The sequence below is a fragment of the Pseudomonas sp. AE27 genome (assembly GCF_037113495.1).
Taxonomy (GTDB): Bacteria; Pseudomonadota; Gammaproteobacteria; order Pseudomonadales; family Pseudomonadaceae; genus Aquipseudomonas; species Aquipseudomonas palmensis.
The window spans coordinates 963,418-989,058 of sequence record NZ_CP146966.1 but is presented as its reverse complement, the minus strand read 5'-3'; the positions used below and the strand labels follow the sequence as shown (position 1 = coordinate 989,058).

At 63.7% G+C, this 25,641-nt stretch carries 23 protein-coding genes; 13 read left to right on the top strand and 10 right to left on the bottom strand.

The annotated features are described in order from the left end of the window. Positions 1 to 24 precede the first annotated feature (24 nt). From V9K84_RS04725 to V9K84_RS04715, 3 genes are all read left to right on the top strand, one after another. Positions 25 to 1,113 carry an asparaginase gene (locus tag V9K84_RS04725; RefSeq protein WP_043860815.1) on the top strand — a complete coding sequence of 363 codons (1,089 nt, stop codon included), beginning with the start codon at positions 25 to 27 and terminating at the stop codon, positions 1,111 to 1,113. Between the two features lie 197 nt (positions 1,114 to 1,310). Then, positions 1,311 to 1,556 carry a DUF1654 domain-containing protein gene (locus tag V9K84_RS04720; protein ID WP_043860816.1) on the top strand — a complete coding sequence of 82 codons (246 nt, stop codon included), beginning with the start codon at positions 1,311 to 1,313 and terminating at the stop codon, positions 1,554 to 1,556. Positions 1,557 to 1,643: 87 nt separating this feature from the next. After that, on the top strand, positions 1,644 to 2,711 hold the full coding sequence (locus tag V9K84_RS04715; protein ID WP_088515221.1) for an endonuclease/exonuclease/phosphatase family protein: 1,068 nt from the start codon (positions 1,644 to 1,646) through the stop codon (positions 2,709 to 2,711). A 43-nt stretch (positions 2,712 to 2,754) separates the two neighbouring features. Here the strand turns inward: V9K84_RS04715 and V9K84_RS04710 are convergent, their stop codons facing one another. After that, on the bottom strand, positions 2,755 to 3,714 hold the full coding sequence (locus V9K84_RS04710; protein WP_088515222.1) for a DUF559 domain-containing protein: 960 nt from the start codon (positions 3,712 to 3,714) through the stop codon (positions 2,755 to 2,757). 145 nt (positions 3,715 to 3,859) lie between these two features. Then, positions 3,860 to 4,528 (bottom strand): FMN-binding negative transcriptional regulator, encoded by a 669-nt coding sequence (locus V9K84_RS04705; RefSeq protein ID WP_088515223.1) that lies wholly within the window; start codon positions 4,526 to 4,528, stop codon positions 3,860 to 3,862. 98 nt (positions 4,529 to 4,626) lie between these two features. Between V9K84_RS04705 and V9K84_RS04700 the strand changes: the two genes are divergently transcribed. Next, positions 4,627 to 6,120 carry a PLP-dependent aminotransferase family protein gene (locus tag V9K84_RS04700; RefSeq protein ID WP_043860820.1) on the top strand — a complete coding sequence of 498 codons (1,494 nt, stop codon included), beginning with the start codon at positions 4,627 to 4,629 and terminating at the stop codon, positions 6,118 to 6,120. On the opposite strand, the gene V9K84_RS04695 is transcribed toward V9K84_RS04700, so the two are convergent. From V9K84_RS04695 to V9K84_RS04685, 3 genes are read right to left on the bottom strand one after another with little or no spacing between them, the layout of a single operon-like run. Continuing rightward, the gene (locus V9K84_RS04695) at positions 6,099 to 6,524 is read right to left on the bottom strand and encodes an HD domain-containing protein (protein ID WP_043860821.1); all 426 of its coding nucleotides are present in this window, start codon (positions 6,522 to 6,524) and stop codon (positions 6,099 to 6,101) included. The two genes, V9K84_RS04700 and V9K84_RS04695, sit on opposite strands and share 22 nt — an antisense overlap. A 12-nt stretch (positions 6,525 to 6,536) precedes the next feature. Beyond that, positions 6,537 to 7,052 (bottom strand): GNAT family N-acetyltransferase, encoded by a 516-nt coding sequence (locus V9K84_RS04690; protein WP_043860822.1) that lies wholly within the window; start codon positions 7,050 to 7,052, stop codon positions 6,537 to 6,539. A 55-nt stretch (positions 7,053 to 7,107) separates the two neighbouring features. Continuing rightward, on the bottom strand, positions 7,108 to 7,677 hold the full coding sequence (locus V9K84_RS04685; protein ID WP_054915273.1) for an SPOR domain-containing protein: 570 nt from the start codon (positions 7,675 to 7,677) through the stop codon (positions 7,108 to 7,110). A 93-nt stretch (positions 7,678 to 7,770) separates the two neighbouring features. Here V9K84_RS04685 and V9K84_RS04680 point away from each other — a divergent pair, with 93 nt between their 5' ends. Then, a complete protein-coding gene (locus tag V9K84_RS04680; RefSeq protein ID WP_043859730.1) occupies positions 7,771 to 8,235 on the top strand; it encodes a cysteine hydrolase family protein in 465 nt (154 codons plus the stop codon). A gap of 46 nt (positions 8,236 to 8,281) precedes the next feature. Here the strand turns inward: V9K84_RS04680 and V9K84_RS04675 are convergent, their stop codons facing one another. From V9K84_RS04675 to V9K84_RS04660, 4 genes are all read right to left on the bottom strand, one after another. Next, the gene (locus tag V9K84_RS04675; protein ID WP_088515224.1) at positions 8,282 to 10,528 is read right to left on the bottom strand and encodes an Orn/Lys/Arg decarboxylase N-terminal domain-containing protein; all 2,247 of its coding nucleotides are present in this window, start codon (positions 10,526 to 10,528) and stop codon (positions 8,282 to 8,284) included. Positions 10,529 to 10,614: 86 nt separating this feature from the next. Beyond that, positions 10,615 to 11,367 carry a DNA polymerase III subunit epsilon gene (gene dnaQ / locus V9K84_RS04670; protein WP_229589435.1) on the bottom strand — a complete coding sequence of 251 codons (753 nt, stop codon included), beginning with the start codon at positions 11,365 to 11,367 and terminating at the stop codon, positions 10,615 to 10,617. A gap of 86 nt (positions 11,368 to 11,453) precedes the next feature. Continuing rightward, on the bottom strand, positions 11,454 to 11,909 hold the full coding sequence (rnhA, locus tag V9K84_RS04665) for a ribonuclease HI (protein WP_043859728.1): 456 nt from the start codon (positions 11,907 to 11,909) through the stop codon (positions 11,454 to 11,456). A 9-nt stretch (positions 11,910 to 11,918) separates the two neighbouring features. After that, positions 11,919 to 12,701: a methyltransferase domain-containing protein gene (locus tag V9K84_RS04660; protein WP_043859727.1), complete on the bottom strand. Its 783-nt coding sequence runs from the start codon at positions 12,699 to 12,701 to the stop codon at positions 11,919 to 11,921. An 80-nt stretch (positions 12,702 to 12,781) separates the two neighbouring features. On the opposite strand from V9K84_RS04660, the gene gloB reads away from it, so the two are divergent. The 8 genes from gloB to fabI all read left to right on the top strand — a co-directional run bounded on the left by gloB (position 12,782) and on the right by fabI (position 23,414). Continuing rightward, positions 12,782 to 13,561 (top strand): hydroxyacylglutathione hydrolase, encoded by a 780-nt coding sequence (gene gloB / locus V9K84_RS04655; protein ID WP_088515225.1) that lies wholly within the window; start codon positions 12,782 to 12,784, stop codon positions 13,559 to 13,561. Positions 13,562 to 13,660: 99 nt separating this feature from the next. Then, on the top strand, positions 13,661 to 15,082 hold the full coding sequence (locus V9K84_RS04650; RefSeq protein ID WP_043859725.1) for a LysM peptidoglycan-binding domain-containing protein: 1,422 nt from the start codon (positions 13,661 to 13,663) through the stop codon (positions 15,080 to 15,082). A gap of 119 nt (positions 15,083 to 15,201) precedes the next feature. Further along, a complete protein-coding gene (locus V9K84_RS04645; protein WP_218195175.1) occupies positions 15,202 to 17,034 on the top strand; it encodes an extracellular solute-binding protein in 1,833 nt (610 codons plus the stop codon). Continuing rightward, entirely contained in the window at positions 17,031 to 18,893 is a 1,863-nt protein-coding gene (locus tag V9K84_RS04640) for an extracellular solute-binding protein (protein WP_088515226.1), read from the top strand. Before V9K84_RS04645 ends, V9K84_RS04640 begins: the two co-directional genes overlap by 4 nt. Before the next feature lies 1 nt (position 18,894). After that, positions 18,895 to 19,968 (top strand): microcin C ABC transporter permease YejB, encoded by a 1,074-nt coding sequence (locus V9K84_RS04635; protein WP_043864486.1) that lies wholly within the window; start codon positions 18,895 to 18,897, stop codon positions 19,966 to 19,968. A 1-nt stretch (position 19,969) separates the two neighbouring features. Next, the gene (locus V9K84_RS04630) at positions 19,970 to 20,989 is read left to right on the top strand and encodes an ABC transporter permease (RefSeq protein ID WP_043864487.1); all 1,020 of its coding nucleotides are present in this window, start codon (positions 19,970 to 19,972) and stop codon (positions 20,987 to 20,989) included. 1 nt (position 20,990) lies between these two features. After that, complete coding sequence (locus V9K84_RS04625) at positions 20,991 to 22,601, top strand: ABC transporter ATP-binding protein (protein ID WP_043864488.1); 1,611 nt, start codon at positions 20,991 to 20,993, stop codon at positions 22,599 to 22,601. 18 nt (positions 22,602 to 22,619) lie between these two features. Continuing rightward, a complete protein-coding gene (fabI, locus tag V9K84_RS04620; protein WP_043864489.1) occupies positions 22,620 to 23,414 on the top strand; it encodes an enoyl-ACP reductase FabI in 795 nt (264 codons plus the stop codon). A 195-nt stretch (positions 23,415 to 23,609) separates the two neighbouring features. Here fabI and V9K84_RS04615 read toward each other — a convergent pair whose 3' ends face one another. Beyond that, entirely contained in the window at positions 23,610 to 25,481 is a 1,872-nt protein-coding gene (locus V9K84_RS04615) for a SurA N-terminal domain-containing protein (RefSeq protein ID WP_088515227.1), read from the bottom strand. Positions 25,482 to 25,641: the final 160 nt, after the last annotated feature.

Genomic DNA, 25,641 nt, shown 5'->3' with positions numbered 1-25,641 from the left:
TTTCACTCATAAGGAACAATAACGATGAAAGCTGCGCTTCACTCCTTCGCTCCGGCCGCCCTGGCCCTGTTCATGTTCTTCCCTGCTGGCGCCTACGCCAAGGAAGCCGAAACCCAACAGAAACTCGCCAACGTGGTTATCCTCGCCACCGGCGGCACCATTGCCGGTGCTGGTGCCAGCGCCGCCAACAGCGCTACCTATCAAGCCGCCAAGGTGGGCGTCGACAAGCTGATTGCCGGTGTTCCGGAGCTGGCCAACCTGGCCAACGTACGCGGCGAGCAGGTGATGCAGATCGCCTCCGAAAGCATCACCAACGAAAACCTGCTGCAACTGGGCAAGCGCGTTGCCGAGCTGGCCGACAGCAAGGACGTGGACGGCATCGTGATCACCCACGGTACCGACACCCTGGAAGAGACCGCCTACTTCCTCAACCTGGTGGAAAAGACCGACAAGCCGATCGTGGTCGTGGGCTCCATGCGCCCCGGTACCGCAATGTCGGCTGACGGCATGCTCAACCTGTACAACGCCGTGGCCGTGGCCAGCGACAAGCAATCGCGCGGCAAGGGCGTGCTGGTGACCATGAACGACGAGATCCAGTCCGGTCGCGACGTGAGCAAGTCGATCAACATCAAGACCGAAGCGTTCAAGAGCGCCTGGGGCCCGATGGGCATGGTCGTGGAAGGCAAGTCGTACTGGTTCCGCCTGCCGGCCAAGCGCCACACGATGGATTCGGAATTCGACATCAAGACCATCAGCAGCCTGCCTGCCGTGGACATCGCCTACAGCTACGGCAACGTCAGCGACACCGCCTACAAGGCCCTGGCGCAAAATGGCGCCAAGGCCATCATCCATGCCGGTACCGGCAACGGTTCGGTGTCCTCGCGCGTAGTGCCGGCCCTGCAGGAACTGCGCAAGAACGGCGTGCAGATCATCCGTTCGTCCCACGTCAACCAGGGCGGGTTCGTGCTGCGCAACGCCGAGCAGCCTGACGACAAGAACGACTGGGTAGTGGCGCACGACCTGAACCCGCAAAAAGCGCGCATCCTGGCCATGGTCGCCCTGACCAAGACCCAGGACAGCAAAGAGCTGCAGCGCATCTTCTGGGAATACTGAGTGCAGTAGCCCGGCAGGCCGCCCTTCCTACAGCAGGGCGGCCTAACCTCTTGTAACCTCGCCATTTTTATTTTGCCCACGGTGCAGCAAAGCCTGCGCCGTGTGGTCACATGGGTTCTTTGAGCGACACGCAGTTGCGAAAAGCCTTACAGTAAAATACTGTATGCGCATACAGCAAAAACAAGGAACCTGTACCTGTGGCCACCTCCTCTGCCGCCAAGCCCGTCAGCAGCTACGAGCAACTGGGCATCCGCATTCAGAAAATCATCAACTCGCCAACCGCGCAGAAGTCCCGCGCGGCGCTGATCTTTCGCCTGGAGCACGAGTCGCCTGCCGACTGGGAGACCCTGCTCGAGGAAATCGCCGAAAACGACAACGTCACCCTGGCCTACCGGGATGACGGCGGCGTGCAGATATTCTGGGTTGTGCCCAAGGAAGACTGAAGCCGTCGCCAGGCGCTGCCCGCCCACCCTGCTCCGACTTGTCGCCCTTCTGGGCGATGGTGTTATCCGTAGAATCTGGAAGTAATGATGTTCAAGAATCTTGCAGCTGCAGTGATGCTGCTGATGTTGTTGTGTGGCCAGGTGTTTGCTGAAACGCGTATCGGCACCTGGAACCTGGAACACCTGAGCGACCGCCCCAACAAGGACTTCAAGGCCATTGCCAAGGTCGCCAAAAATGTGGATTTTCTGGCTGTGCAGGAGCTGATGAGCGAAGCGGCCCTGGACAAGCTGGCCAGGGAACTCAGCCGCCAGAGCGGCGAGCCCTGGAGCCACATGGCCTCCGATGCGGTAGGCAGGTCTTCGTACAAGGAAATGTATGGTTTCGTGTGGAAGGACAGCAAGGTCGCCTATGAAGACGGTGCGGTGTCCTACCTGGACCGCAAGAAGATCTTCGAGCGCGAGCCCTACTCCGCGCGCTTCAAGTCACTCACCGACAATGCCTATTTCGTGGTGGCCACGGTGCATATCGTGTACGGGAAAAAGCCGTCTGACCGGGTCGCGGAAATCGATGCGCTGTCGAGCTACTGGACCTGGCTGAAGGAAGTCTACCCCGGCAACAATCACATCCTGCTGATGGGCGACTTCAACATGCCGCCCACTTCGCCTGCCTGGAAGTCGCTCAATGCCGCCGCCAGACCACTGGTGGTCGCAGGCGCCAGCACGCTGTCCACAACCGACGGCAAATTCGCCAACCTTTACGACAATATCTTCGTCAGCCATTCCTCGCCGCTGAAGGTCAACAGCGTGGGCGTGTACGACTACCCGAAACACCTGGGCATGACTCACCAGCAAGGCCGGGCGAACATCTCCGATCACGCGCCGATATTCCTGCGTGCAGAGCTGGGGCAAGGCAAGGGCACGGCCACGACCGCCGCGTCACCGGCAAGGCCCGCTGCACCCGCCAAAACCAAGGCTGCAACCGTGGCCGACGCCACCGGGCAAGTGCGCGGCAACCGGGCCAAGAAGCGCTACCACCGCCCGGACTGCCCGTCGTACAACAGCATTGCCGAAAAGAATCGGGTCGAGTTCAGCAGCGAATCTGCCGCCCAGGCAGAGGGCTACAGCATCGCCGGCAACTGCCAGAAGGCCAGCTGAGGGGATAACGGTGCAGCCTTGACGCCAAGGCTGCACCTGAAGATCACTTGACCAGCTGGAACTGACTGGCGCCCTGCAACTCCAGACGCGGCACGCCTTTGTACTGCTCGATACGCCCTATCACGCACACCGTGCGCCCCTCCAGCGGCTGCGCCAGCAACGAGGCGAACGCCGGGCGATGCTCGCCCCATACCACCAGCCCCAACCGTCGCTTGCTGGGGAAGCTGGCACCCAGGTCGATCCAGGTCGGCTGGCCCCTGGACGACGGTTTGTAGGTCACCTTCATGATCGGGCCCAGCACCGCAGCGCTCTGCCCGATATGGTCGGCGGCCTGACGCCAGTCCAGCGGGTTGTCGCAGGTGGCGCCCTGCAAGGTGGCGGGTGACGCCGGCGCCGCCACTGCCTGGCTGACCACGGCCGAGCCTGCAACCGACTCGGTGCCCTTGAACGCAAACACCACGATCAGAACCCCGATCAGCGCAGTGAATGACATGATCGTGTACTTCATGACCGAAACCTCCTTGTTGAGCCCTTTGATCCGGCTGCCCTGCGCCACCTGCTGCACGCTGGCGCTCTGGCGCGTGCTCGACAGCAGGTCGTGGGCTTTTTTTCGCTCGGCATCGAGCAGTACGCTGATATCCCGAGCACAACGCTGCGGGTGATCCCTGACGTCGCGGTTGGCAAAGCGCAGCACCCGCCAGCCCTGGGAAGTGAGTGCAGACTGTCGCCGCTGCCAGTCGATGAACTCGGGGTGCGACATGCCGGTGCCCGTACCGCTTTTGTCATAGCCATCGATTTCGATGGCGATGCGCACGTCTCCCTCTTCATTGATGACAAGGTCGCAGTAGCGTTGCTTGCCATCATTGTCCTTGAAGGGGTATTGCGCACTCAGCGACTCGTAACGGATGCCCGCCACGAGGCTGAGCACGTTGCTGGCGAACAATCGTTCGTAGTCACTGCCGAACCGCGCCGCATTGGCCTTCAACCACTCGTCCTGGGTCATGTCCTGTCGTCTGCGCTGGAAAGTCGGGCCGGTGCAAAAGCACCCACTCTCGACCGATGCAGTCAAAAAGCCATAACGCAGCCGAGCCGCCGATTCTGGCCGACTCTGTAGGAAAAGTCGATTTTCAGGTGGGATCAGGCGGCGGTCATTCGGGCAACTTCGCCGGCAAGGCCGGCCCGTGCAGGGGGTGACCGGTGGCGCTCAACATGGCTTCGCCCACTGCTGGTTTGCCCGACGCCTTCAACCCCTGGGCGGCGCCCTGGATATCCCGCGCCTCCTTGTTCTGGCCCAGCTTGAACTTGCCGACCAGACGGGTGATCTCGATCTCGAGCCCGACGATGGCCTTGAGCATGTCGCGGATGTAGTCCTTCGGCGCGTCGGACATCTTCCACGGCACGGGCTGGGATGCTTCGTGGGTGCGCGTGAGCAGGGCCACCAGGCCACGCACGTAGTGCTCGTCATCGTGCAAGGTCACGCGGCCATGGGCGTGCACCACCTGATAGTTCCAGGTGGGCACCTGTTTGTGGGTCTCGTGCTTGCTGGGGTACCAGTTGGGCGAGATGTAGGCATCGGCGCCGCGAAAGATCACCAGTACTTCATCGCCATCCTTGAGTTCGCGCCACAGCGGGTTGGCCCGCGATACGTGAGCATGCAGCACCCCCTGCGTGCCCTCCTGCGGCTTGAAGTGGAACGGCAGATGGTTGGCATCCAGCCCACCCTCGCCGTGGCTGACCAATACACCCAGCGGGTTCTGCATGATCAGTTGATGCAGCACCTCGGGGCGCGACTCGTTGAAAGACTGCGGTACGTACATGGTTTGCATCCATCCGGCACAGGGCGATGGCAAATTGTGTGGCGCAACTGGCCCATGGTATAGATCCACTATCGAACAAAATGACTGGACCAGAAAACATGGCGCGCAAAGCCAACGTGGTGGATATTCCTTCGCTGGGCACGCTGGACCGCAGCAGCGGCCAACTGGGGCGCCAACTGGCCCAGGCGCTGCGTGCGGCGATCCGGCGCGGCGACCTCAAGCCCGGCGAGGCGCTGCCCTCGACCCGCATGCTGGCCAGATCGCTGATGATCGCGCGGGGCACGGCCATCGAGGCGTTCGAGCAACTGACGGCCGAGGGGTTTCTGGAGTCCCGCGGCCGTGCCGGCACGCGGGTCGCGCACAGCCTTGAAGAGCCACCTGCCGCGCACACGACAGGTGTGGCGCGGCCCGCCGCCAGCTCGGCACGCATCGAACGCTTTGCACAACTTGCCCGCCGCTTCGGCGAGGTACCCCAGGTACCGTTCGCCGTCTCGGTACCGCTGGGCAAGGCCGCGCCGGATGATATCTGGCGGCGCCTTGGCAACCGGGTGCGCGCCCGCGGCCCGGGCGCCCCTGCCGGCTATGGCGACCCGCTGGGGGAAATCGAGCTGCGCGAGGCGGTGGTGGACTATGTGCGCAAATCCCGCTCGGTACGCTGCGAGGCCAGCCAGGTGATCATCACCTCCGGCACCCAGCAGGGCCTGTATCTGGCCTGCCAGGTGCTGCTGGACATCGGCGACTTCGCCTGGGTCGAAGACCCGGCCTACCGCGGTATCACCGCCATTCTCGAAAGCGCCGGGCACAGCGGGCAGATGGTGCGCGTACCGGTGGACGCCGAGGGCATGGACGTGGAACACGCCGTCGCTACCTGCCCCCACGCCCGCGCCGCCTTCGTCACCTCTTCGCACCAGTACCCGCTGGGCATGCCGATGAGCATGACCCGGCGCGAGGCACTGCTGAGCTGGGCCAGAACCCACAATGCATGGGTGATCGAGGACGACTACGACGGCGAGTTGCGCTATGCAGGGCACCCGTTCCCCTCGTTGCAGGGGCTGGACCCTGAACGGGTGATCTACCTGGGCACCTTCAGCAAGATCCTGTTCCCGTCACTGCGCCTGGGCTATGCGATCGTGCCGCCGGACCTGGTGGACGCCTTCTGCGGTGCCCGCGTGCTGATGGACCGTCATCCGGCCAACGCCGACCAGCAGGTACTGGCGGCCTTCATCAACGAAGGCCATCTGGACCGGCACATCCGCCGCATCCGCGGTGTGTACGCAACCATCCACCGCCAGGTGAACGAAGCGGTGGCGCGCTGGCTGGAGCCTGAGCTGGCCTGGCTGCAACCGACCGACCAGGGCATGCACCTGGTGCTGTGGCTGGCAGCCGGTATCGACGACAGGCAGGTAGCGGACCAGGCCGCAGAGGCCGGGGTGGTGGTGCGCGCGGTATCCCCCATGTATGCGGGGCCGCACGGCAGGCCCGGGCTGGTGCTCGGCCTGGGCGGGTTCAGTGGCGAAGCCATCGATGCGGCGATGCAGCGCCTGGCACGGGTGATCGAAAGCGCCAGCGTTCAGGCCAGCGCCTGCAGGTAGGCGCTGGCCTGCTGATAGCGCTGCAGGCGCGCGATGTCTTCGGGGCCGGGCATGGCGATGCGCGAAAGGTCGCTGTTGTCGGCAAGGTCGGCAAGCTTTACCACCCGTGCCAGCGGGTCGCTGCCCAGCCGCGCGACGAAGGCCTCGTAGCTTTCGTCATCGCGCCGGCTCAGCGCCTGCACCGCCGCCAGTATCTTCAGGGCGAAGCCTTCGCGGGCCAGGTCCGACAAGCTCATGCTGGTATCTTCAAGCACGTCGTGCAGCACCGCGACGATGCGCTGTTCGGTGGTCTGCACCCTCAGCATCACCCGCAACGGGTGCAGGATATACGCAGTGCCGCCCTTGTCCTGCTGCCCTTCATGGGCCCTGGCGGCAACCGCAATGGCTCGCTCCAGTGTGGACATAAGCCCCCTCCTCTAACCCTCGCGCCGTCGCAGGCGCGCCATGCTGCAGGCATCGGTGAACACACCGTCACGTAAAGCATAGTCGCGCAAATGCCCTTCCACCTCGAAGCCGTGGCGCCGGTACAGCGCCAGTGCCGGCTGGTTATCGGCGTAAACAGTGAGTTCGACGCGCTGTAGGCCCATCCAGTTGTCCGCCACCTCGAGCACCGCCGACAACAGCCGTGTGCCCACCCCCTGCCCTTGCCAGGCCGGGGCGACGCCCATGCCGATGCCGCCGCAATGACCGCGACGTACACGTATGAACTGCTCGAGCGTACAGCTGCCGATCACCTCGCCTTGATGTAAGGCCACCAGAAACACCATTCGTTCGTTGTCGGTGGCGATGCGTTTGCGCCACAGGTCGGCGCTCTGATACGGCATCTGCAGCACCTGCCGCGCCACCTGCGGGTGGTTGTACAGGGCCGTGAGCCCCTCGACGTGCTGTTCGGTACAACGTTGAAGGGTAATGGCGAAGGGCGAATCACTCATGACGGCTCATCCTTGAAGACAAGCCGTGAGTGTAAGAGGTGCCGCCGCGTGCTGGCTAGCGCTCGGCGCCGTGCTGGATGACCACCGAATCGGTACCCAGGCGCGCCATCACATCGTTCTTGCTGGCCAGGGCCTCCTCTTTGGTCGGGTAAGGGCCCAGCAGTACCACCGGCTTGCCGTCGCGGTACACCACCGAGGATGGGATCTGTTTTTCGATCAGGCGTGCGGTCATGTCGCTGAGGGCGCCCATGTTCGGGCCCTGGATGATCTCGACGTCCCAGCCTTCGGGCGCGGGCTGGTCGGCCAGGGCATCGGCGCGGCGCTGCAGGTCGGCACCACCGCAGATTTCGCGGATGCGCAGGTCGCCGCCGGTTTCGTCGATGATGATCTGGTAGTCGTCGCCCTGCTTGATGGCCACGTAGCTGCGGTAAGGCTGGAACACACCGGCCGCGTCCTTGCCACGGAACTGGCCGCAGATATCGCCCTGCTTGTTGAATCGCACGTTGGCGAACTTGGCCGTCTTCGGGTTATCCAGATGCTCGGCAACCTGCTTGTGTACCCGTTCGGCATCGTTGTCACAGCCGGCCAGGGCCAGCACTGCCATTACCACCGCCACTTTGCGCACGCGTCTATCTCCAGGTTTCAAGCGGCGGATTTTAGCATCTGTGCAAGGCCGGGGGTTACAATCGCCCGGCCTTGAACTTCCATAGGGCATTCCATGCGCCAGGTACTGCTGATTATCGACGTACAACCCTCGTTCAACCCGCCGCAATGGCTGGTAGACGGCATAGCATCACTGATCGGCCGCATGCCGTCGGTGGCGAGCGTGGAGCGCCATGATGAATCGGTGACCCCGTTTCAACGTCAGCTGGGCTGGCAACCGGCGGCGCACGACCAGAGCCTGGTGGCGGCAGATCGTATCTTCATCAAGCATGGCTACGCCCCTACGGCCGAGATGCTGGATTACCTCAGGCAATTGAACCCCGAGCGCGTGCTGGTGTGCGGCATACAGACCGACACCTGCGTGCTGGCGGCGGGGTTCGCGCTGTTTGATGCGGGGCTGCAGCCGACCCTGATCAGCGACCTCACGGTAGGGTCGTCGCTGGATCGGTCGGGGCAGTTGGGGGTGAGCCTGTGGCGGCATCATTTCGGGCACGTGGTGAGTACGCAACAGTTGCGGTGAAGGCTTCGCCGGCAAGGCCGGCGAAGCGGCCAGCACAAGCCATCCCTCATTCGCGGATGCAATCCACCGTATACACGCCCCCCACCTCATGCTGCAGCCCGTGCACATCGGCCACAAACCCGGGGAACCCACGGTCGAACGCCCGTGCAAAGCCCAGGTAGTCGATGATCGAGCGTGTCGACTCGGTAAAGCGCTCCCCGGGCATGATCAACGGAATCCCCGGCGGGTACGGCACCAGCATCACCGCCGCCACCCGCCCGATCAGGCGCTCGATCGGCACCGCCTCGACCTCGCCGCGCACCAGCTTGTCATACGCATCCCCCGGCTTCATCACCACCTCGGGCAAACGCGTGTACAAGCGCTTGAGCTGCTTGGCCGTGGCGTTGGCGCGGTAGCATTCGTGCAACTGCTCGCACAGGTCGCGCAGGCCCATGCCCTGGTAGCGCAACGGGTCCAGCTGCGCCACGCACGGCAGGCTCTGCAGCAGCGCGGTATTGGCGTCGTAGTTGCGCTTGAACTCCAGCAGTTCGGTGAGCAAGGTGCTCCACTTGCCCTTGGTGATCCCCATCGAGAACAACACCAGAAACGAATACAGGCCGGTCTTCTCCACCACCAGCCCGCGCTCCCACAGGAACTTGCTGACCACTGCCGCAGGAATACCATGCTCGCCCAGGCTGCCGCCCGCATCCAGCCCCGGCATCACCAGCGTGACCTTGATCGGGTCGAGCAGCACGTAGTCTTCGCTCACATCGCCAAAGCCGTGCCATTCGGCCTGGGGTTGCAGCAGCCAGTCCTCGGTCGCCACGCGGTGAATGCCACCCACCTGCGGCGGTTGCCAGATACTGAACCACCAGTCGTCATCGGCCAGGTGCTCGCGCAGGTTGGCCAGCGCACGCCGAAAGCTCAGCGCCTCGTCGAACATTTCCTGCAGCAGCGAGCGCCCAGCCGGGCCTTCCATCATCGCCGACGACACGTCCAGCGAGGCCAGGATGCTGTACTGCGGCGAGGTGGAGATATGCATCATGAACGCCTCGTTGAATCGATCACGGTCGAGCTGGCGTGCACCGCCGTCCTGCACGTGGATCATCGAGGCCTGGCTGAACGCGGCCAGCAGCTTGTGGGTGGAATGGGTGCTGAACACCAACGGGCTGTCGGCACTGCGCGAAGTACCCATGGCGTAACGCCCGGCAAAGAATTCGTGAAACGCCGCGTAGGCGTACCAGGCCTCGTCGAAATGCAGCACCTCGACACTGTTGCCCAACACCTGCTTGATCATCTCGGCGTTGTAGCACAGCCCGTCATAGGTGGAGTTGGTCACCACCGCCATCTTCACCCGCGGCTCGCGCCCTGCGGCCAGCGGGTTGGCCTCGATCTTGGCCTGGATCGCCTCGCGGCTGAACTCGCTCAGCGGGATGGGGCCGATGATGCCCAGCTCGTTGCGCTCCGGACACAGGTACAGGGGGATTGCGCCGGTCATGATGATTGCGTGCAACACCGACTTGTGACAGTTGCGATCCACCAGCACCAGGTCGTCACGCCCGACCATCGAGTGCCAGACGATCTTGTTGGCGGTGGAGGTGCCGTTGATCACGAAGAAGGTGTGGTCGGCGCCGAAGTTGCGCGCCGCACGCGCTTCGGCCGCCGCCAGGGGGCCGGTATGGTCGAGCAGCGACCCCAGCTCCGGCACCGACACCGACAGGTCCGAACGCAGGGTGTTCTCGCCGAAGAACTGGTGAAACGCCTGGCCCACCGGGCTCTTGCGATACGCCACGCCACCGCCATGGCCCGGCGTGTGCCAGGAGTAGTTCGATTGCGCGGTGTGCTGCACCAGGGCCTTGAAGAACGGCGGCAGCAGGCCGTCCAGGTAGTTGTGCGCCGCCCGCGCCACTTGCCGGGCCAGAAACGGCACGGTGTCTTCGAACAGGTAAAGGATGCCGCGCAACTGGTTCAGTTCGCTCATGGCGTCGGCCGGGGCGTTCTCCAGGGTCACCTGCTCGCCCAGTGCGAAGATCGGCAAGTGCGGTGCGCGCACACGCGCCAGGCGAATCAGCTCGACCATGTTCTGCAGCAGGTGGGTGTTTTCCCCCGCGCCTTCGGCCGCAATCAGCATGCAGGCCAGGCCGTGGTGGGTGGCCGCTACCAGGCGGCCCTCGGCGTAGTCCACCGCCGGCAGAATGGTAAAGCCGTCCTGGGCCAGTTCCTGGGCAATGCCGCGCACGCGATCACCGGCCACACTGTCGGCCTTGATATCGCGGTGCACGATGAGTATCGGAAACTTGAGGTCCTTGTACATGGGCGCCGGCACCTTCTGAGCGACAGGCCGTGAGGCCGTTCATTTCAGGGTAGAAGGTCGGCGCCAGGTACGCGGCGGGATTTGCTTCAGCGGGCCTCGAGCAGTTGCTGCCACAAGGCCGGGCCACCGGTGGATTTTGCCACTGCTTCAAGGCGCGCCATGTGCGCTTGCAGCTCTGCCTCGGTGGCCGGGATGATACGCCCCGGCTGACGCCCCACCAGCCGACGGATCTCGCTGCCCTGGCTGGACTGGCCTTCGCCCTCGCTGTCGCTGCCGGCCAGTGACAGGCTGGTCTGGCCGCCGGTCATGGCCAGGAACACGTCCGCCAGCAACTCGGAGTCGAGCAACGCGCCGTGCAGTTCGCGGCCGGAGTTGTCTACGCCATAGCGTTTGCACAAGGCATCGAGGCTGTTGCGCTGGCCCGGGTGACGCTCGCGGGCCATCAGCAGGGTGTCGAGCACCTCGCAGTGCTGTGCGATATCGGCGCGATCGTGCTGGCCGAGCATGGCGAATTCGTTGTTGATGAAACCAACGTCGAACGCCGCGTTGTGGATGATCAGCCGCGCGCCCTTGATGTACTCGAAGAACTCGTCGGCGATTTCGGCGAAACGCGGCTTGCCCACCAGGAATTCGTCGGTGATGCCGTGCACCCCGATCGCGCCTTCGTCGCTTTCGCGGTCGGGCTGCAGGTACACGTGGAAATTGCGTCCGGTCATGCGCCGGCCGACCAGCTCGATACAGCCGATCTCGATGATGCGGTGACCATCGGCCACCGGCATACCGGTGGTTTCGGTGTCGAGCACTACCGACCTGTTGTTCTGCATCTCCACGTCGGTCATCTCCTGCCGCGTACTGCCTGAATATTGAAAGCGGCGAATTTTACCTCACCCGGGGCAGGATGTGGCGAATTCGCTAAAGGGAGGGTTCAGCGTTGCTTGCGCAGATCGTCGACGCCGCGGTTGGCCAGCTGGTCGGCACGCTCGTTGCCGGCGTGACCGACGTGCCCTCGCACCCACTGCCATTTCACGTTGTGGCGGTTGACCTGTTCGTCGAGCTGCTGCCACAGGTCGGCGTTCTTGACCGGCTCCTTGGCGGCGGTCTTCCAGCCACGCTTCTTCCAGTTGACCATCCACTCGGTGATGCCTTTCATCACGTACTGCGAGTCGGTCACCAGCAGCACATCACACTGGCGCTTGAGCGCCTCGAGGCCCTTGATGGCGGCCATCAGTTCCATGCGGTTGTTGGTGGTTTCGCGCTCGCCGCCCCACAGCTCCTTTTCGACGCCCTTGCAGACCAGCAGCGCGCCCCAGCCGCCCAGGCCAGGATTGCCCTTGCAGGCACCATCGGTGTAGATCTCGACGCTTTCGACGCTTTCGCTCATGTACAGCCTTTATTCATCATTGAAGGTGCGGCCCTCGGGGTGAGGCGTGCGCCGGTTGACCTTGGCCATCGGCAACGGCAGCAGCTTGCCCATCGGCTCGCGGCGCACCTGGCGCAGCGGGCGCAGGCCCACCACCATCTTGCGCGCCACCAGCACGTACACACCACCACCGGATATCTGCCAGCGCCCGGCAGCACGCTCCCAGCCAGACAACCGTGCCTGCCAGGCCGGCGAGGCAAGCGGCGGACGATAGCACCCGAAGCGGCGTTTCTCCAGCGCGAAGCCCAGCAGGTTGAGCCAGTCGCCCACCCGCGACGGCGAGATGCAGCGCGCCTTGCGCAACGCATCATGGGCAAACACCCGGCGCAGGCCCCAGGTACTCCAGGGGTTGATCCCGACGATCAGCAGGTGCCCGCCAGGGCGCACGCTGCTGGCCGCCTCGCGCAGCAGGCCGTGGGGCGAGAGGCTGAAGTCCAGCCCGTGCTGCAGCACCACCACGTCGGCGGCGTGCTCGCTCAGGGGCCAGGCCTGTTCTTCGCACACGATCTCGACGCCCGGCAGCGGCGCCCCCAGGCGCACGTTGCGTTGAACCTGCGGGGCATTGGGCGGTGCCTCGGCGCAAGGGCCGTAATGCACCAGGTAGCCACCGAAGAAGCGCCCCAGCTCCTCTTCGAGCAGGCGCTGTTCCCCGGCGAGCAGCTGCTGGCCCAGCGGGCCGGCGAACCACTCGCGCGCCTGGCTGATCAGCTCGAGCCACTGCGGGTCGGCCTGGGCAAAGGCTTGATCGGTCATTGCTGTCTCCCTTGGAAGGTTCTCGACAACGCACATAGCTACTAAGATGCACCCATGTCCACCGTTTGGCGAATCGCACGATGATACAGATACAGGCCCTGCCCGCTTTCAGTGATAACTACATCTGGTTGTTACAAGATGCCGTGAACCAGCGCTGTGCGGTGGTCGACCCGGGCGATGCCGCCCCCGTGCTGGCCTGGCTGCAGGCGCATGCCGACTGGCAACTGACCGACATTCTGATCACCCATCACCACCACGACCATGTGGGCGGCGTTGAGCAGCTCAAGGCGCACACCGGCGCCCGCGTCAGCGGCCCGGCCAACGAACGCATACCCGCCCGCGACCAGGCCCTGAACGACAATGACCGCCTCGAGGTACTGGGGCTTGATTTCCAGGTGTTCGCCGTACCCGGCCACACCCTGGGGCACATCGCCTATTACTGTGCCCAGCCGCAGTTGCCGATGCTGTTCTGTGGCGACACGCTGTTCGCCGCCGGCTGCGGGCGCCTGTTCGAGGGCACGCCGGAGCAGATGCACCACTCGCTGGAGCGCCTGGCAGCGCTGCCGTCGGCCACCCAGGTGTATTGCGCCCACGAATACACCCTGAGCAACCTGCGCTTTGCCTGTGCGGTCGAGCCGCAGAACCCGCACGTTATCCAACGCTTCGAAGACGTTACCGCACTGCGCGCGCAAGATCGCATCACTTTGCCCTCCACCATCGCGCTGGAGAAGCTGACCAACCCGTTTTTGCGAGTAGCAGAAACATCCGTTAAACAAAAAATAGACGAACGGGTGGGCCGCATAAACCCTACGCCCAGTGCTGTTTTTGCAGGGTTGCGGGCCTGGAAAGACACGTTCTAAACAGGCGCTGTGAAGGTCGGAAAATTCTCAAAGGTTGACCGATGGGGGGTGCCTTTCTAGAATCGCCCGACATTTTTGCCCGGAACTTTCCCCCAGCCAATGTCGTCCCCTAGCCGCAGAACCTTCAATTCCGTTGCCCTGACGCGCCTGGCCCAAGCCAGTGCGCTGGCCCTGGCCGCCACCCTCGTGGGCTGCCAGAGCACGCGCCAGGTCGATGAATCCGATAGCGTTCGCGCGCACAACTTCCAGGCGCGGATCAAGCAGAAACCGATCTTCGTGCATGACAAGAAGCCGGTCGAGCCAGCCGTGGCCCAGGACGTCTGGGAACGCATGCGCCAGGGCTTCCAGTTGCAGGACGGCATTGCGGTGAACCCGCGCATCGAGCAGCAGCGCCTGTGGTTCGCCAGCAACCCTTCGTTCCTGGAAGGCGCCGGCGACCGCGGCAGCCTGTACATCCACTACATCGTCGAGCGTCTTGAAGAGCGCGACATGCCGCTGGAGCTGGCCCTGCTGCCGGCAATCGAAAGTGCCTACAACCCGATGGCCTATTCCCGCGCCCACGCGGTGGGCCTGTGGCAGTTCATCCCGTCCACCGGGCGCTACTTCAACCTGCGCCAGACGCGCTTCTACGATGGCCGTCGCGACATCACCGCCTCGACCAACGCGGCGCTGGACTACCTGACCCGCCTGCACGACATGTTCAACGGCGACTGGCTGCTGGCGCTGGCGGCCTACAACGCCGGTGAAGGCACGGTCAGCCGCGCCATCGAGCGCAACGAGAAGCTCGGCCTGCCAACCGACTACTGGAACCTGCCGCTGCCCAAGGAAACCCGTGACTACGTGCCAAAGCTGCTGGCCCTGTCGCAGGTGGTGCTGACCCCGCAGGCGTACGGCGTGAACCTCAACCCGATTGCCAACGAACCCTACTTCGAAGCCGTGGCGATCAAGGACCGGCTCGACCTGTCGCGGGTCGCCGCACTGGCCGAGATCGACGAAGACGAACTGTTCCAGCTCAACCCGGCCTTCAAGAAACGCATGACCGTGGACGGCCCGCAGCAATTGCTGGTACCCACCGCCAAGGCGCAACTGCTGACCACCAGCCTGTCGAACATGAAGCCCGAAGAGCTGCTCAGCCTGCAGCCGAAAAAGGCGGTATTCGAGGCAGCCCTGGCCGAAGCCTCGACGCCGGTGCGCAACAGCCGCTACCGGGTCAAGCGTGGCGACAACCTGGGCAGCATCGCCCGGGCCAACAAGGTCAGCGTCAAGGACCTGCAGCGCTGGAACAAGCTGCGCGGCAACAACCTCAAGGTCGGCCAGACCCTGGTGATGCAAGGTGCGCAGCCTGCCAGCGCGGCCGGCAACCAGAAGAAGCCTACCCAGTACAAGGTGCGCAAAGGCGATTCGCTGTACATGGTGGCCAAGCGTTTCAACGTTGAAATGCAGCACCTCAAGCGTTGGAATCCGCGCAGCGGCCATGCCCTCAAGCCCGGCCAGACCCTCACCGTCTACCTGCCGCACTGAGACCCGGGCCAGGCCTGCCTGGCCGCGGCCCCGGCGATCTCCGGGGCTGCTCTTTTTCCTGCCGATACAAGCTGTTACTGTAGCCGGAATAAAGCCCAAGCCCGGATCGGATCGCCGACTTGATACGTCCCCTCCTGTTGCTGTCATTCAGCCTGGCCTTGAGCTTTCCCGCGGGCGCGACCATCAGCGAAAGTCACGGTTACGCCCAGTTCGGCACGCTCAAGTACCCAGCCAAATTCACCCATTTCGATTGGGTAAACCCGCAAGCGCCCAAAGGCGGCACCTTGCGCGCCATGGCATTCGGCACGTTCGATACCCTCAACCCCTATACCTTCAAGGGCTCAAGCCCGGTCACCACGCCCAACTTCCTGCAGTACGGGGTGAACGAGCTGAACGAGACCCTGATGGTGGGCACCGGCCAGCGCGACCCCTCGGGCGATGAAGCCACCTCCAGCTACGGGCTGATCGCCCGTTCGGTGGAGTACAGCGAAGACCGCAGCTGGGTGGTGTTCAACCTGCGTCCCGAGGCACGCTTTCACGATGGCCGGCCGATCACCGCCGCCGACGTGGCGTTCTCCTACCGCACCCTGCTCAAGGAAGGCCACCCGCTCTACCGCACCAACCTGCAGGAAGTGCAGCGGGTCGACATCCTCAACCCCAAGCGCATCCGCTTCGTGTTCAAGCGTGTCGGCAACCCGCTGCTGATCTTGCGCCTGGGCGAAATGCCGGTGCTGCCCCAGCATTACTGGAAAGGCCGCGACTTCAAGGCCACTACCTTTGAACCGCCACTGGGCAGCGGCCCGTACCGCATCACCCAGGTACAGCCAGGTCGAAGCCTGGTGTTCGAGCGGGTCAAGGACTACTGGGGCAAGGACCTGGCAGTCAACCGCGGCAAGTACAACTTCGACCGCGTCGAGTTCGAGTTCTACCGCGACAGCGATGTGGCCTTCGAGGCATTCAAGGCGGGTGAATTCGATGTCTACATCGAGCACCAGGCCAAGAACTGGGCCACCGGCTACAACTTCCCCGCTGTGCGTCGTGGCCAGGTGATCCAGGCGCAGATCGCCCACCAGATCCCGACCCAGACTCAGGGGTTGTTCATGAACAGCCGGCGCGCCGCCTTCAGCGACGACCGCTTGCGCCAGGCGCTGGGCCTGATGCTGGACTTCGAATGGACCAACCGCACCCTGTTCAGCAGCGCCTACAAGCGCGCCAGCAGCTACTACCCCAACAGCGAGTTCAGCGCCACCGGCCTGCCGGTGGGCAAGGAGTGGCTGCTGCTGGCGCCGTACCGCGACCAACTGCCTGCCGCCCTGTTCACCCAGCCCTACAGCGTGGGCAAGACCAACGGGCGCGGTATCGACCGCGATACCCTGCGCCAGGCCCTCAACCTGCTCGGCCAGGCAGGCTGGAAGCTCAGCGGCCAGCGCCTGCTCAACAGCAACGGGCAGCCGCTGAAGCTGGAAATTCTGCTGGTGAACCCGAACCTGGAGCGGATCCTGCAACCTTATGTCGAAAATCTTGCCAGCATCGGTATCGACGCGCGCTTGCGCACGGTAGACCGGGCCCAGTACAAACAACGGCTGGACCAATTTGATTTCGACATGATTCTGATGACCCTGAACCAGACCCTGAGCCCGGGCCTTGAGCAGTGGCTGTATTTTCATTCCAGCCAGGCCGCCACCAAAGGCAGCAAGAATTACGCGGGCGTGAAGAGCCCGGTGGTCGACCACCTGCTAGAGTCCCTGCTCAATGCACAGAGCCGCGACGACCAGGTGGCTGCGGCGCGCGCCCTCGATCGAGTGCTGCTATGGCAGCACTACATGGTTCCCAACTGGTATCTCGACTATCACCGCCTGGCCTACCGCAACCGGTTTGCCTTTGTCGCCACGCCGCCCTACACCCTGGGGCTGAACAGCTGGTGGCTCAAGCCCACGGAGAACGCCCAATGATGCCATTGCCGTGCCTGCGCCTGATCGCAGGCGGCCTGCTGCTGGCCAGCCTGAGCCTTCAGGCCCTGGCCGCCCCGCAACATGCAGTGACCCTCTACGACGAAGCGCCCAAGTACCCGGCCAACTTCAAGCATTTCGACTATGTGAACCCCGACGCGCCCAAGGGCGGCACCTTTCGCGTCAACGGCTCCGGCAGCTTCGACAGCCTCAACCCCTTCATCAACAAGGGCGTGCCTGCCGACAACATCGATCTGGTATACGACACCCTGGCGCGCAACAGCCTTGATGAGCCATTCACCGAATACGGGCTGCTGGCCAGGCAGATCGAAAAAGCCCCCGACAACAGCTGGGTGCGCTTCTACCTGCGCCCCGAGGCGCGCTTTCAGGATGGCCATCCGGTTCGTGCCGAAGACGTCGTGTTCACCTTCAACACCCTGGTCACCAGCGGCGCACCGCTTTACCGCGCCTACTATGCCGACGTCGACGAAGTGATCGCCGAAGACCCGCTGCGTGTGCTGTTCAAGTTCAAGCACAAGGGCAACCGTGAACTGCCGCTGATCCTCGGCCAGTTGCCGGTGCTGCCCAAGCACTGGTGGGCCAACCGCGACTTCACCAAAGGCAACCTGGAGATCCCCCTGGGCAGCGGGCCGTACAAGGTCGCCGAGGTCAAGGCCGGGCGCTCGGTCCGCTACGTGCGCGACCCCGACTACTGGGGCAAGGACCTGCCGATCAACCGCGGCTTCTACAACTTCGACACCATTCGCGTCGACTACTATCGCGACAACACTGTGGCGCTCGAGGCGCTCAAGGCCGGCCAGTTCGACTACTGGCTGGAGGTCAGCGCCAAGAACTGGGCCACCGCCTACAACATCCCGGCAGTTCGCCAGAACCGCCTGATCCGCGAAGAGATCGCCAACGGCAACCCGACCGGCATGCAGGGCTTCGTGTTCAACCTGCGCCGCCCGATCTTCCAGGACGTGCGCGTGCGTGAGGCACTGAGCCTGCTGCTGGACTTCGAGTGGACCAACAAGCAGCTGTTCAATGGCGCCTACACCCGCACCACCAGCTACTTCGAAAATTCCGACATGGCGGCCAGCGGCCTGCCGGATGCGGCCGAACTGAAACTGCTGGAACCGCTGCGCGGGCAGATCCCCGACAAGGTGTTCACCGAAGCGTTCAAGAACCCGGTCACCGATGGCAGCGGCATGATCCGCGAGCAGCAACGCCAGGCCTACAAGCTGCTGCAGGAAGCCGGCTGGCGCATCCAGGACGACAAGATGGTGGATGCCCAGGGCAAGCCGGTGGTGATCGAGTTTCTGCTCGCCCAGACCGAGTTCGAGCGCATCCTGCTGCCCTACAAGCGCAACCTGGCCGACCTGGGCATCGAGCTGAACATTCGCCGGGTGGATGTATCGGAATACATCAACCGCCTGCGCTCGCGCGACTTCGACATGATCGTGGGCGGCTTCCCGCAATCCAACTCGCCGGGCAACGAGCAACGCGAGTTCTGGCAGAGCGCCAGCGCCGACAAGCCCGGCAGCCGCAACTTCATGGGCCTCAAGGACCCGGCCGTGGACACCCTGGTGGACGGCCTGATCAATGCCGACTCGCGTCAGAGCCTGATCGAACACACCCGTGCCCTGGACCGCGTGCTGCAATGGGGCTACTACGTGGTGCCCAACTGGCACATCAAGACCTGGCGCGTGGCGTACTGGAACCATATCGGCCACCCGGCCACGCCGCCCAAGTACGACATCGGCATCAACACCTGGTGGATCAAGCCGGACGTGAAACCGGTGGTGCCGGGGGCCGCAGACGCCGCCCCAGCCGATGCTGCCCCAGCGGGCGAGGCACCTTGACATGCTGGCCTATATCTTTCGCCGCCTGTTGCTGATCATCCCCACCCTGCTGGGTATCCTGATCATCAACTTCGTGATCATCCAGGCCGCACCCGGTGGCCCGGTGGAACAGATGATCGCCAAGCTCGAGGGCTTCGACGGCGCCACCAGCCGCATCGCCGGTGGCGGCTCGGAAGTATCCGTGGCCGGCTCCAACTACCGTGGCGCCCAGGGCCTGGACCCTGCCCTGGTCAAGGAAATCGAGCGCATGTACGGCTTCGACAAGCCGGCGCCGGAACGCCTGTGGATCATGATCAAGAACTACGCCCGGCTGGATTTCGGCGACAGCTTCTTCCGCGACGCCAAGGTCATCGACCTGATTGCCGAGAAGATGCCGGTGTCGATCTCGCTGGGGCTGTGGAGCACGCTGATTATGTACCTGGTGTCGATCCCCCTGGGCATCGCCAAGGCCACCCGGCACGGCAGCCACTTCGACGTGTGGACCAGCTCGGCCATCATCGTCGGCTATGCGATCCCGGCATTCCTGTTCGCCATTCTGCTGATCGTGCTGTTTGCCGGCGGCAGCTACCTGGACTGGTTCCCCTTGCGCGGGCTCACCTCGAACAACTTCGATGAACTGAGCACCACGGGCAAGATCCTCGATTACTTCTGGCACCTGACCCTGCCGGTGACCGCGCTGGTGATCGGCAACTTCGCCACCATGACCCTGCTGACCAAGAACAGCTTCCTCGACGAGATCAACAAGCAGTATGTGATCACCGCCAAGGCCAAGGGCCTGAGCCCCAACCGGGTGCTCTACGGGCACGTGTTTCGCAACGCGATGCTGCTGGTGATCGCGGGCTTCCCCTCGGCATTCATCGGCATCTTCTTCACCGGCTCGCTGCTGGTGGAGGTGATCTTCTCCCTCGACGGCCTGGGCCTGATGAGCTTCGAGGCGGCCATCAACCGCGACTACCCGGTGGTGTTCGGCACGCTGTTCATCTTCACCCTGCTGGGCCTGGTGGTGAAGCTGATCGGTGACCTAACCTACACCCTGGTCGATCCGCGTATCGACTTCGACAGCCGGGAGCACTGAGATGACCCTATCCCCTCTCAACCGCCGCCGCTTCGAACGCTTCAAGGCCAACCGCCGTGGCTGGTGGTCGCTGTGGCTGTTCCTGATCCTGTTCGGGCTGAGCCTGGGCGCCGAGCTGATCGCCAACGACAAGCCGCTGGCGGTGCGTTACGACGGCGAATGGTACTTCCCCGCCCTCAAGCGCTACCCCGAGACCACCTTCGGCGGCGAGTTCCCGCTGGAGGCCAACTACAAGAGCCCGTACATCCGCGAGTTGCTGGCAGCCAAGGACAGCTGGGTGCTGTGGGCACCGATCCCGTTCAGCTACCAGAGCATCAACTACGACCTGAAGGTGCCCGCCCCGGCCCCGCCCTCGGCGCAGAACCTGCTGGGCACCGACGACCAGGGCCGCGACGTGCTGGCGCGGGTGATCTACGGTTTTCGCATCTCGGTGCTGTTCGCCCTGACGCTGACGGTGTTCAGCTCCATCATCGGGGTGATCGCAGGCGCCCTGCAGGGCTTCTATGGCGGCTGGGTCGACCTGGCCGGGCAGCGCTTTCTGGAGATCTGGTCGGGGTTGCCAGTACTGTACCTGCTGATCATCCTGGCCAGTTTCGTGCAGCCCAACTTCTGGTGGCTGCTGGGCATCATGCTGCTGTTCTCGTGGATGAGCCTGGTGGACGTGGTGCGCGCCGAGTTCCTGCGCGGGCGCAACCTGGAATACGTGCGCGCGGCGCGGGCGCTGGGCATGCAGAACGGCGCGATCATGTACCGGCACATCCTGCCCAACGCGATGGTCTCGACCATGACCTTTTTGCCGTTCATCCTGACCGGCGCCATCGGCACCCTCACGGCGCTGGACTTTCTCGGCTTCGGCCTGCCACCGGGCGCGCCGTCGCTGGGCGAGCTGGTGGCCCAGGGCAAGTCCAACCTGCAGGCGCCGTGGCTGGGCATGAGCGCCTTCGCGGTACTGGCACTGATGCTCAGCCTGCTGGTGTTCATCGGCGAGTCCGCCCGCGATGCCTTCGACCCGAGGAAATGAGATGAGCAACGACACCTTGATCGAAGTGCGCGACCTGTCGGTGGAGTTCGTCACCGGGGCGCAGCAGCAACGCGTGGTCGAAGGCATCAGCTTCGACATCCGTCGTGGCGAGACATTGGCATTGGTGGGCGAAAGCGGCTCGGGCAAGTCGGTGACCGCGCACTCCATCCTGCGCCTGCTGCCCTACCCGCTGGCCCGCCACCCCAGCGGCAGCATCACCTACGAAGGCCAGGACCTGCTCAAGCTGGAAGAAAAACAGATGCGGCGCATTCGCGGCAACCGCATCGCGATGATCTTCCAGGAGCCGATGACCTCGCTCAACCCGCTGCACAACATCGAGAAGCAGATCAACGAGATTCTCATGCTGCACAAGGGCCTGCGCGGCAAGGCGGCCACCGAGCGCACCCTGGAGCTGCTGGAACTGGTGGGCATTCCCGACCCGGTCAAGCGCCTCAAGGCCCTGCCCCACGAGCTGTCGGGCGGTCAACGCCAGCGGGTGATGATCGCCATGGCCCTGGCCAACGAGCCGGAGCTGCTGATCGCCGACGAACCGACCACCGCGCTGGACGTCACCGTGCAGCTGAAAATCCTCGAATTGCTCAAGGACCTGCAGGCGCGCCTGGGCATGGCGCTGCTACTGATCAGTCACGATTTGAACCTGGTGAAAAGAATTGCCCACCGCGTATGTGTCATGCAGCGCGGTTGCATCGTCGAACAGGCGTCGTGTGACGAATTGTTCCGTGCCCCGCAGCATCCGTACACGCAAATGCTGCTCGGTGCCGAGCCCAGCGGCAAGCCTGCCGACAACCCGGTGGGCCCGCCGCTGCTCGAGGTCGAGGACCTGCGCGTGTGGTTCCCGATCAAGAAGGGCCTGCTGCGCAAGACCGTGGACCACGTCAAGGCGGTGGACGGCATCAACTTCAGCCTGCCCCAGGGCCAGACCCTGGGCATCGTGGGCGAGAGTGGTTCCGGCAAGTCTACCCTGGGCCTGGCGATCCTGCGGTTGATCGGCAGCCAGGGCGCGATACGCTTTGAAGGCCAGGCGCTGGACGGCCTGACCCAGCAACAGGTGCGGCCGTTGCGACGCCAGATGCAGGTGGTGTTCCAGGACCCCTTCGGCAGCCTGAGCCCGCGCATGAGCGTGAGCGATATCGTCGGAGAGGGCCTGCGCATTCATCGGATTGGCACGGAGGCAGAGCAGGAACAGGCGATCATGGAGGCGCTCGAGGAAGTAGGACTGGATCCGCAAACCCGGCACCGCTACCCTCACGAGTTCTCCGGTGGCCAGCGACAACGTATTGCCATTGCCCGGGCACTGGTATTGAAACCGGCGCTGATACTGCTGGACGAGCCCACTTCGGCGCTCGACCGGACCGTTCAGCGCCAGGTGGTGGAACTGCTGCGTACGCTGCAGACCAAGTACAACCTGACCTACTTGTTCATCAGCCATGACCTGGCGGTGGTCAAGGCGCTCAGCCACCAGTTGATGGTGGTAAAGCAGGGCAAGGTGGTGGAACAAGGTCCGGCTACGGGTATTTTCAGCGCCCCGCAACATCCCTATACACAGCAGCTGCTGGAAGCCGCCTTTTTGGCCCCCACAGCTGTCGATTAACCTGAAGAGGAACAACACATGGGTTTTCTCGCCGGTAAGCGCGTACTGATCGTCGGTGTCGCAAGCAAACTGTCCATCGCATCCGGCATCGCTGCCGCCATGCATCGCGAGGGTGCAGAACTTGCCTTCACCTACCAGAACGAAAAGCTCAAGGGCCGCGTCGAAGAGTTCGCCGCTGGCTGGGGCTCCAGCCCTGAGCTGTGCTTCCCCTGTGACGTTGCCAGCGATGAAGAAATCGCCAAGGTCTTCGAAGAACTGAGCAAGAAGTGGGACGGCCTGGACTGCATCGTGCACTCCGTAGGCTTCGCGCCGGGCGACCAGCTCGACGGCGACTTCACCCAGGCCACCACCCGTGATGGCTTCCGCATTGCCCACGACATCAGCGCCTACAGCTTCGTGGCCCTGGCCAAGGCCGGTCGCGACATGATGAAGGGCCGCAATGGCAGCCTGCTGACCCTGTCGTACCTGGGCGCCGAGCGCACCATGCCCAACTACAACGTGATGGGCATGGCCAAGGCCAGCCTGGAAGCCGGCGTGCGCTACCTGGCGCGCAGCCTGGGCCCGGAAGGCACTCGTGTGAACGCTGTTTCGGCCGGCCCGATCCGTACCCTGGCAGCCTCGGGTATCAAGAACTTCCGCAAGATGCTGGACGCCAACGAAGCGCAGACCCCGCTGCGTCGCAACGTCACCATCGACGAAGTCGGCAACGCCGGCGCGTTCCTCTGCTCGGACCTGGCGTCGGGCGTGAGCGGTGAAATCATGTACGTGGACGGTGGCTTCAACACTACCGCCATGGGCGACCTTACCGAGTAAGGTTGGCAGGATGGGAAAAGGCCGCTGATGCGGCCTTTTCTTTTGTCCGGGATCTGGCCATTCGCCGGCAAGGCCGGCTCCTGAAGAGGTTGCGATCCCTGTAGGAGCCGGCCTTGCCGGCGAACGCCCCCGTACAACCAACACAAAAACAGAAAGGGCCGCATCAGCGGCCCTTTCCGTCTACAGCAGCATCACTCAGTAACGGGTGATGTCCGCCTTCTCTTCCAACTGCTTGCGGTACGCAGCGAAGTCCTGCTGGCCAGCACGCGACGCCAGGAAGCGACGGTAGGCCGCCTTCTCTTCGTCACTTGCCGCAGCACCTTCGTTGACGCCGTTCAGGCGCAGGACCACAAAGCTGCCGTCGTTCAAGGTGACGCTACCGAAGGTCGGCTTGTCCTTGGCTTGCGGCTTGCTCATGCGGAACACCGCCTGCAGCTCGGCCGGGTCGATGGCCTCCTGGTTGCGTGTGACCGCCTCCTGGACCTTCCAGCTCTGCCCTTCCTGGCTGGCTGCCAGTTCGACCTTGCCGTCGCGCAGGCCGGCGATCAGCGCCTCGCCCTTGGCCTTGGCCGCCGCACTGGCGTGCTCCCTGGCCAGGTGCTTGCGAATGCTGTCGCTCACCACTTCCAGCGGCAGTTGCTCAGGCTTGCGGTGCTCCTTGACACGGATGACCACGACCGTCTCCGGGTCCAGCTCGATGGCGGTGCTGTTGGCACCCTCTTCCAGCACTTCCGGGCTGAACGCCGCCTGGATCACTGCACGGTTGGCCGTGATGCCATCGCCACCTTCACGGCCGAACGGCGCCGAGGTGTTCAGCTTCAGGCCAAGCTCCTGGGCCGGCTGGGCCAGGTCGGAGGCTTCGAACGCCGAGTCCTCAAGCTGCTTGGTCACTTCGACGAAGCGCTGTTCGACCTGCTGGGTCTTGAGCTCGCGGGTCAGCTTGTCTTTCAGGCTGGCGAAGGTCGGCACTTCAGGTGCCTGCACATCCAGCAGCTTGATCAGGTGCCAACCGAAGTCGGTACGCACCGGCGCCGATACCTGGCCCTTGTTCAGCGCATACAGCGCCTCTTCGAAGGCCGGGTCGTAGACGCCCTGGCCGGCATAGCCCAGGTCACCACCCGTGGCGGCAGAGCCCGGGTCCTGGGAGAACTCCTTGGCCAGCTTGGCAAAGTCTTCGCCTTTGTCCAGACGCTGCTTGATCTCTTCGATGCGGGCCTTGGCCTGGGCATCGTCAAGCTTGTCGTTGACTTCGATGAGGATGTGCGCGGCATGGCGCTGCTCGGCCAGGTTGGCGATTTCCTTCTGGTACAGCGCCTGGAGCGCCTCGTCGTCGACCTTGACCTGGTCGAAGAACGCGGCCTTCTTCAGCTCGATGTAGTCGATGACCACCTGATCGGGGCTCATGAACTCCTTGGCGTGCTCGTCGTAGTGCGCCTTGATCTCTTCGTCGGTGACCTTGACCGCGGCCGAGTCGGCCTTGAAGGTCAGCGAAGCGAAATCACGGGTCTGCTTCTCCAGGCGGGCAAATGCCTCGACCTGCGAATCGGTAACGAAACCGCTGCCGGCCAGGCCCGCACGCAGTTGGCCGATCAGCATTTCCTGCGCCAGCATGTCGCGGAACTGCAGGCGACCGTAGCCCAGCTGACGAATCACCTGGTCGAAACGCTCGGGGCTGAACTTGCCGTCAACCTGGAACTCCGGCGTTTGCAGGATGACCTGGTCAAGCGCGGCTTCGGAGAAGCTGAACTTGGCATCCTTGGCGCCCTGGAGCAGCAGCTTGCGCTCGATGAGGCCCTTGAGTGCTGCTTCACGCAGCATTTTTTCATCCAGCAGGGAGGCGTCGAAATCCTTGCCCAGCTGTTGCATCAGTTGCCGACGTTGCATGTCGACAGCCTGGCTCAGCTCATTCTGGCTGATGGTGTCGCCATTGACCTTGGCAGCGTCCTGGCTATGGGTGGTGGCCTGGAAGATGGCATCGAAGCCGGTCAGCGCCATCAAGGCCACGATGACACCGATGATGGTCTTGGCAATCCAACCTTGTGAATTGTCCCTGATATTTTGAAGCATGCGTCCCCCAGAAACGGCCGTACTAAATAAACAACCGCGGAGCGTGGGTAGAGTCCTGATAGAAGAAAGGCGCATCCGAGGATGCGCCTTCTCGTAACTGGCGAAGCACACGGGAATCTGTTTTTGCGATTCCCCGTGCTGCGCTACCAGGCCAGGCGAA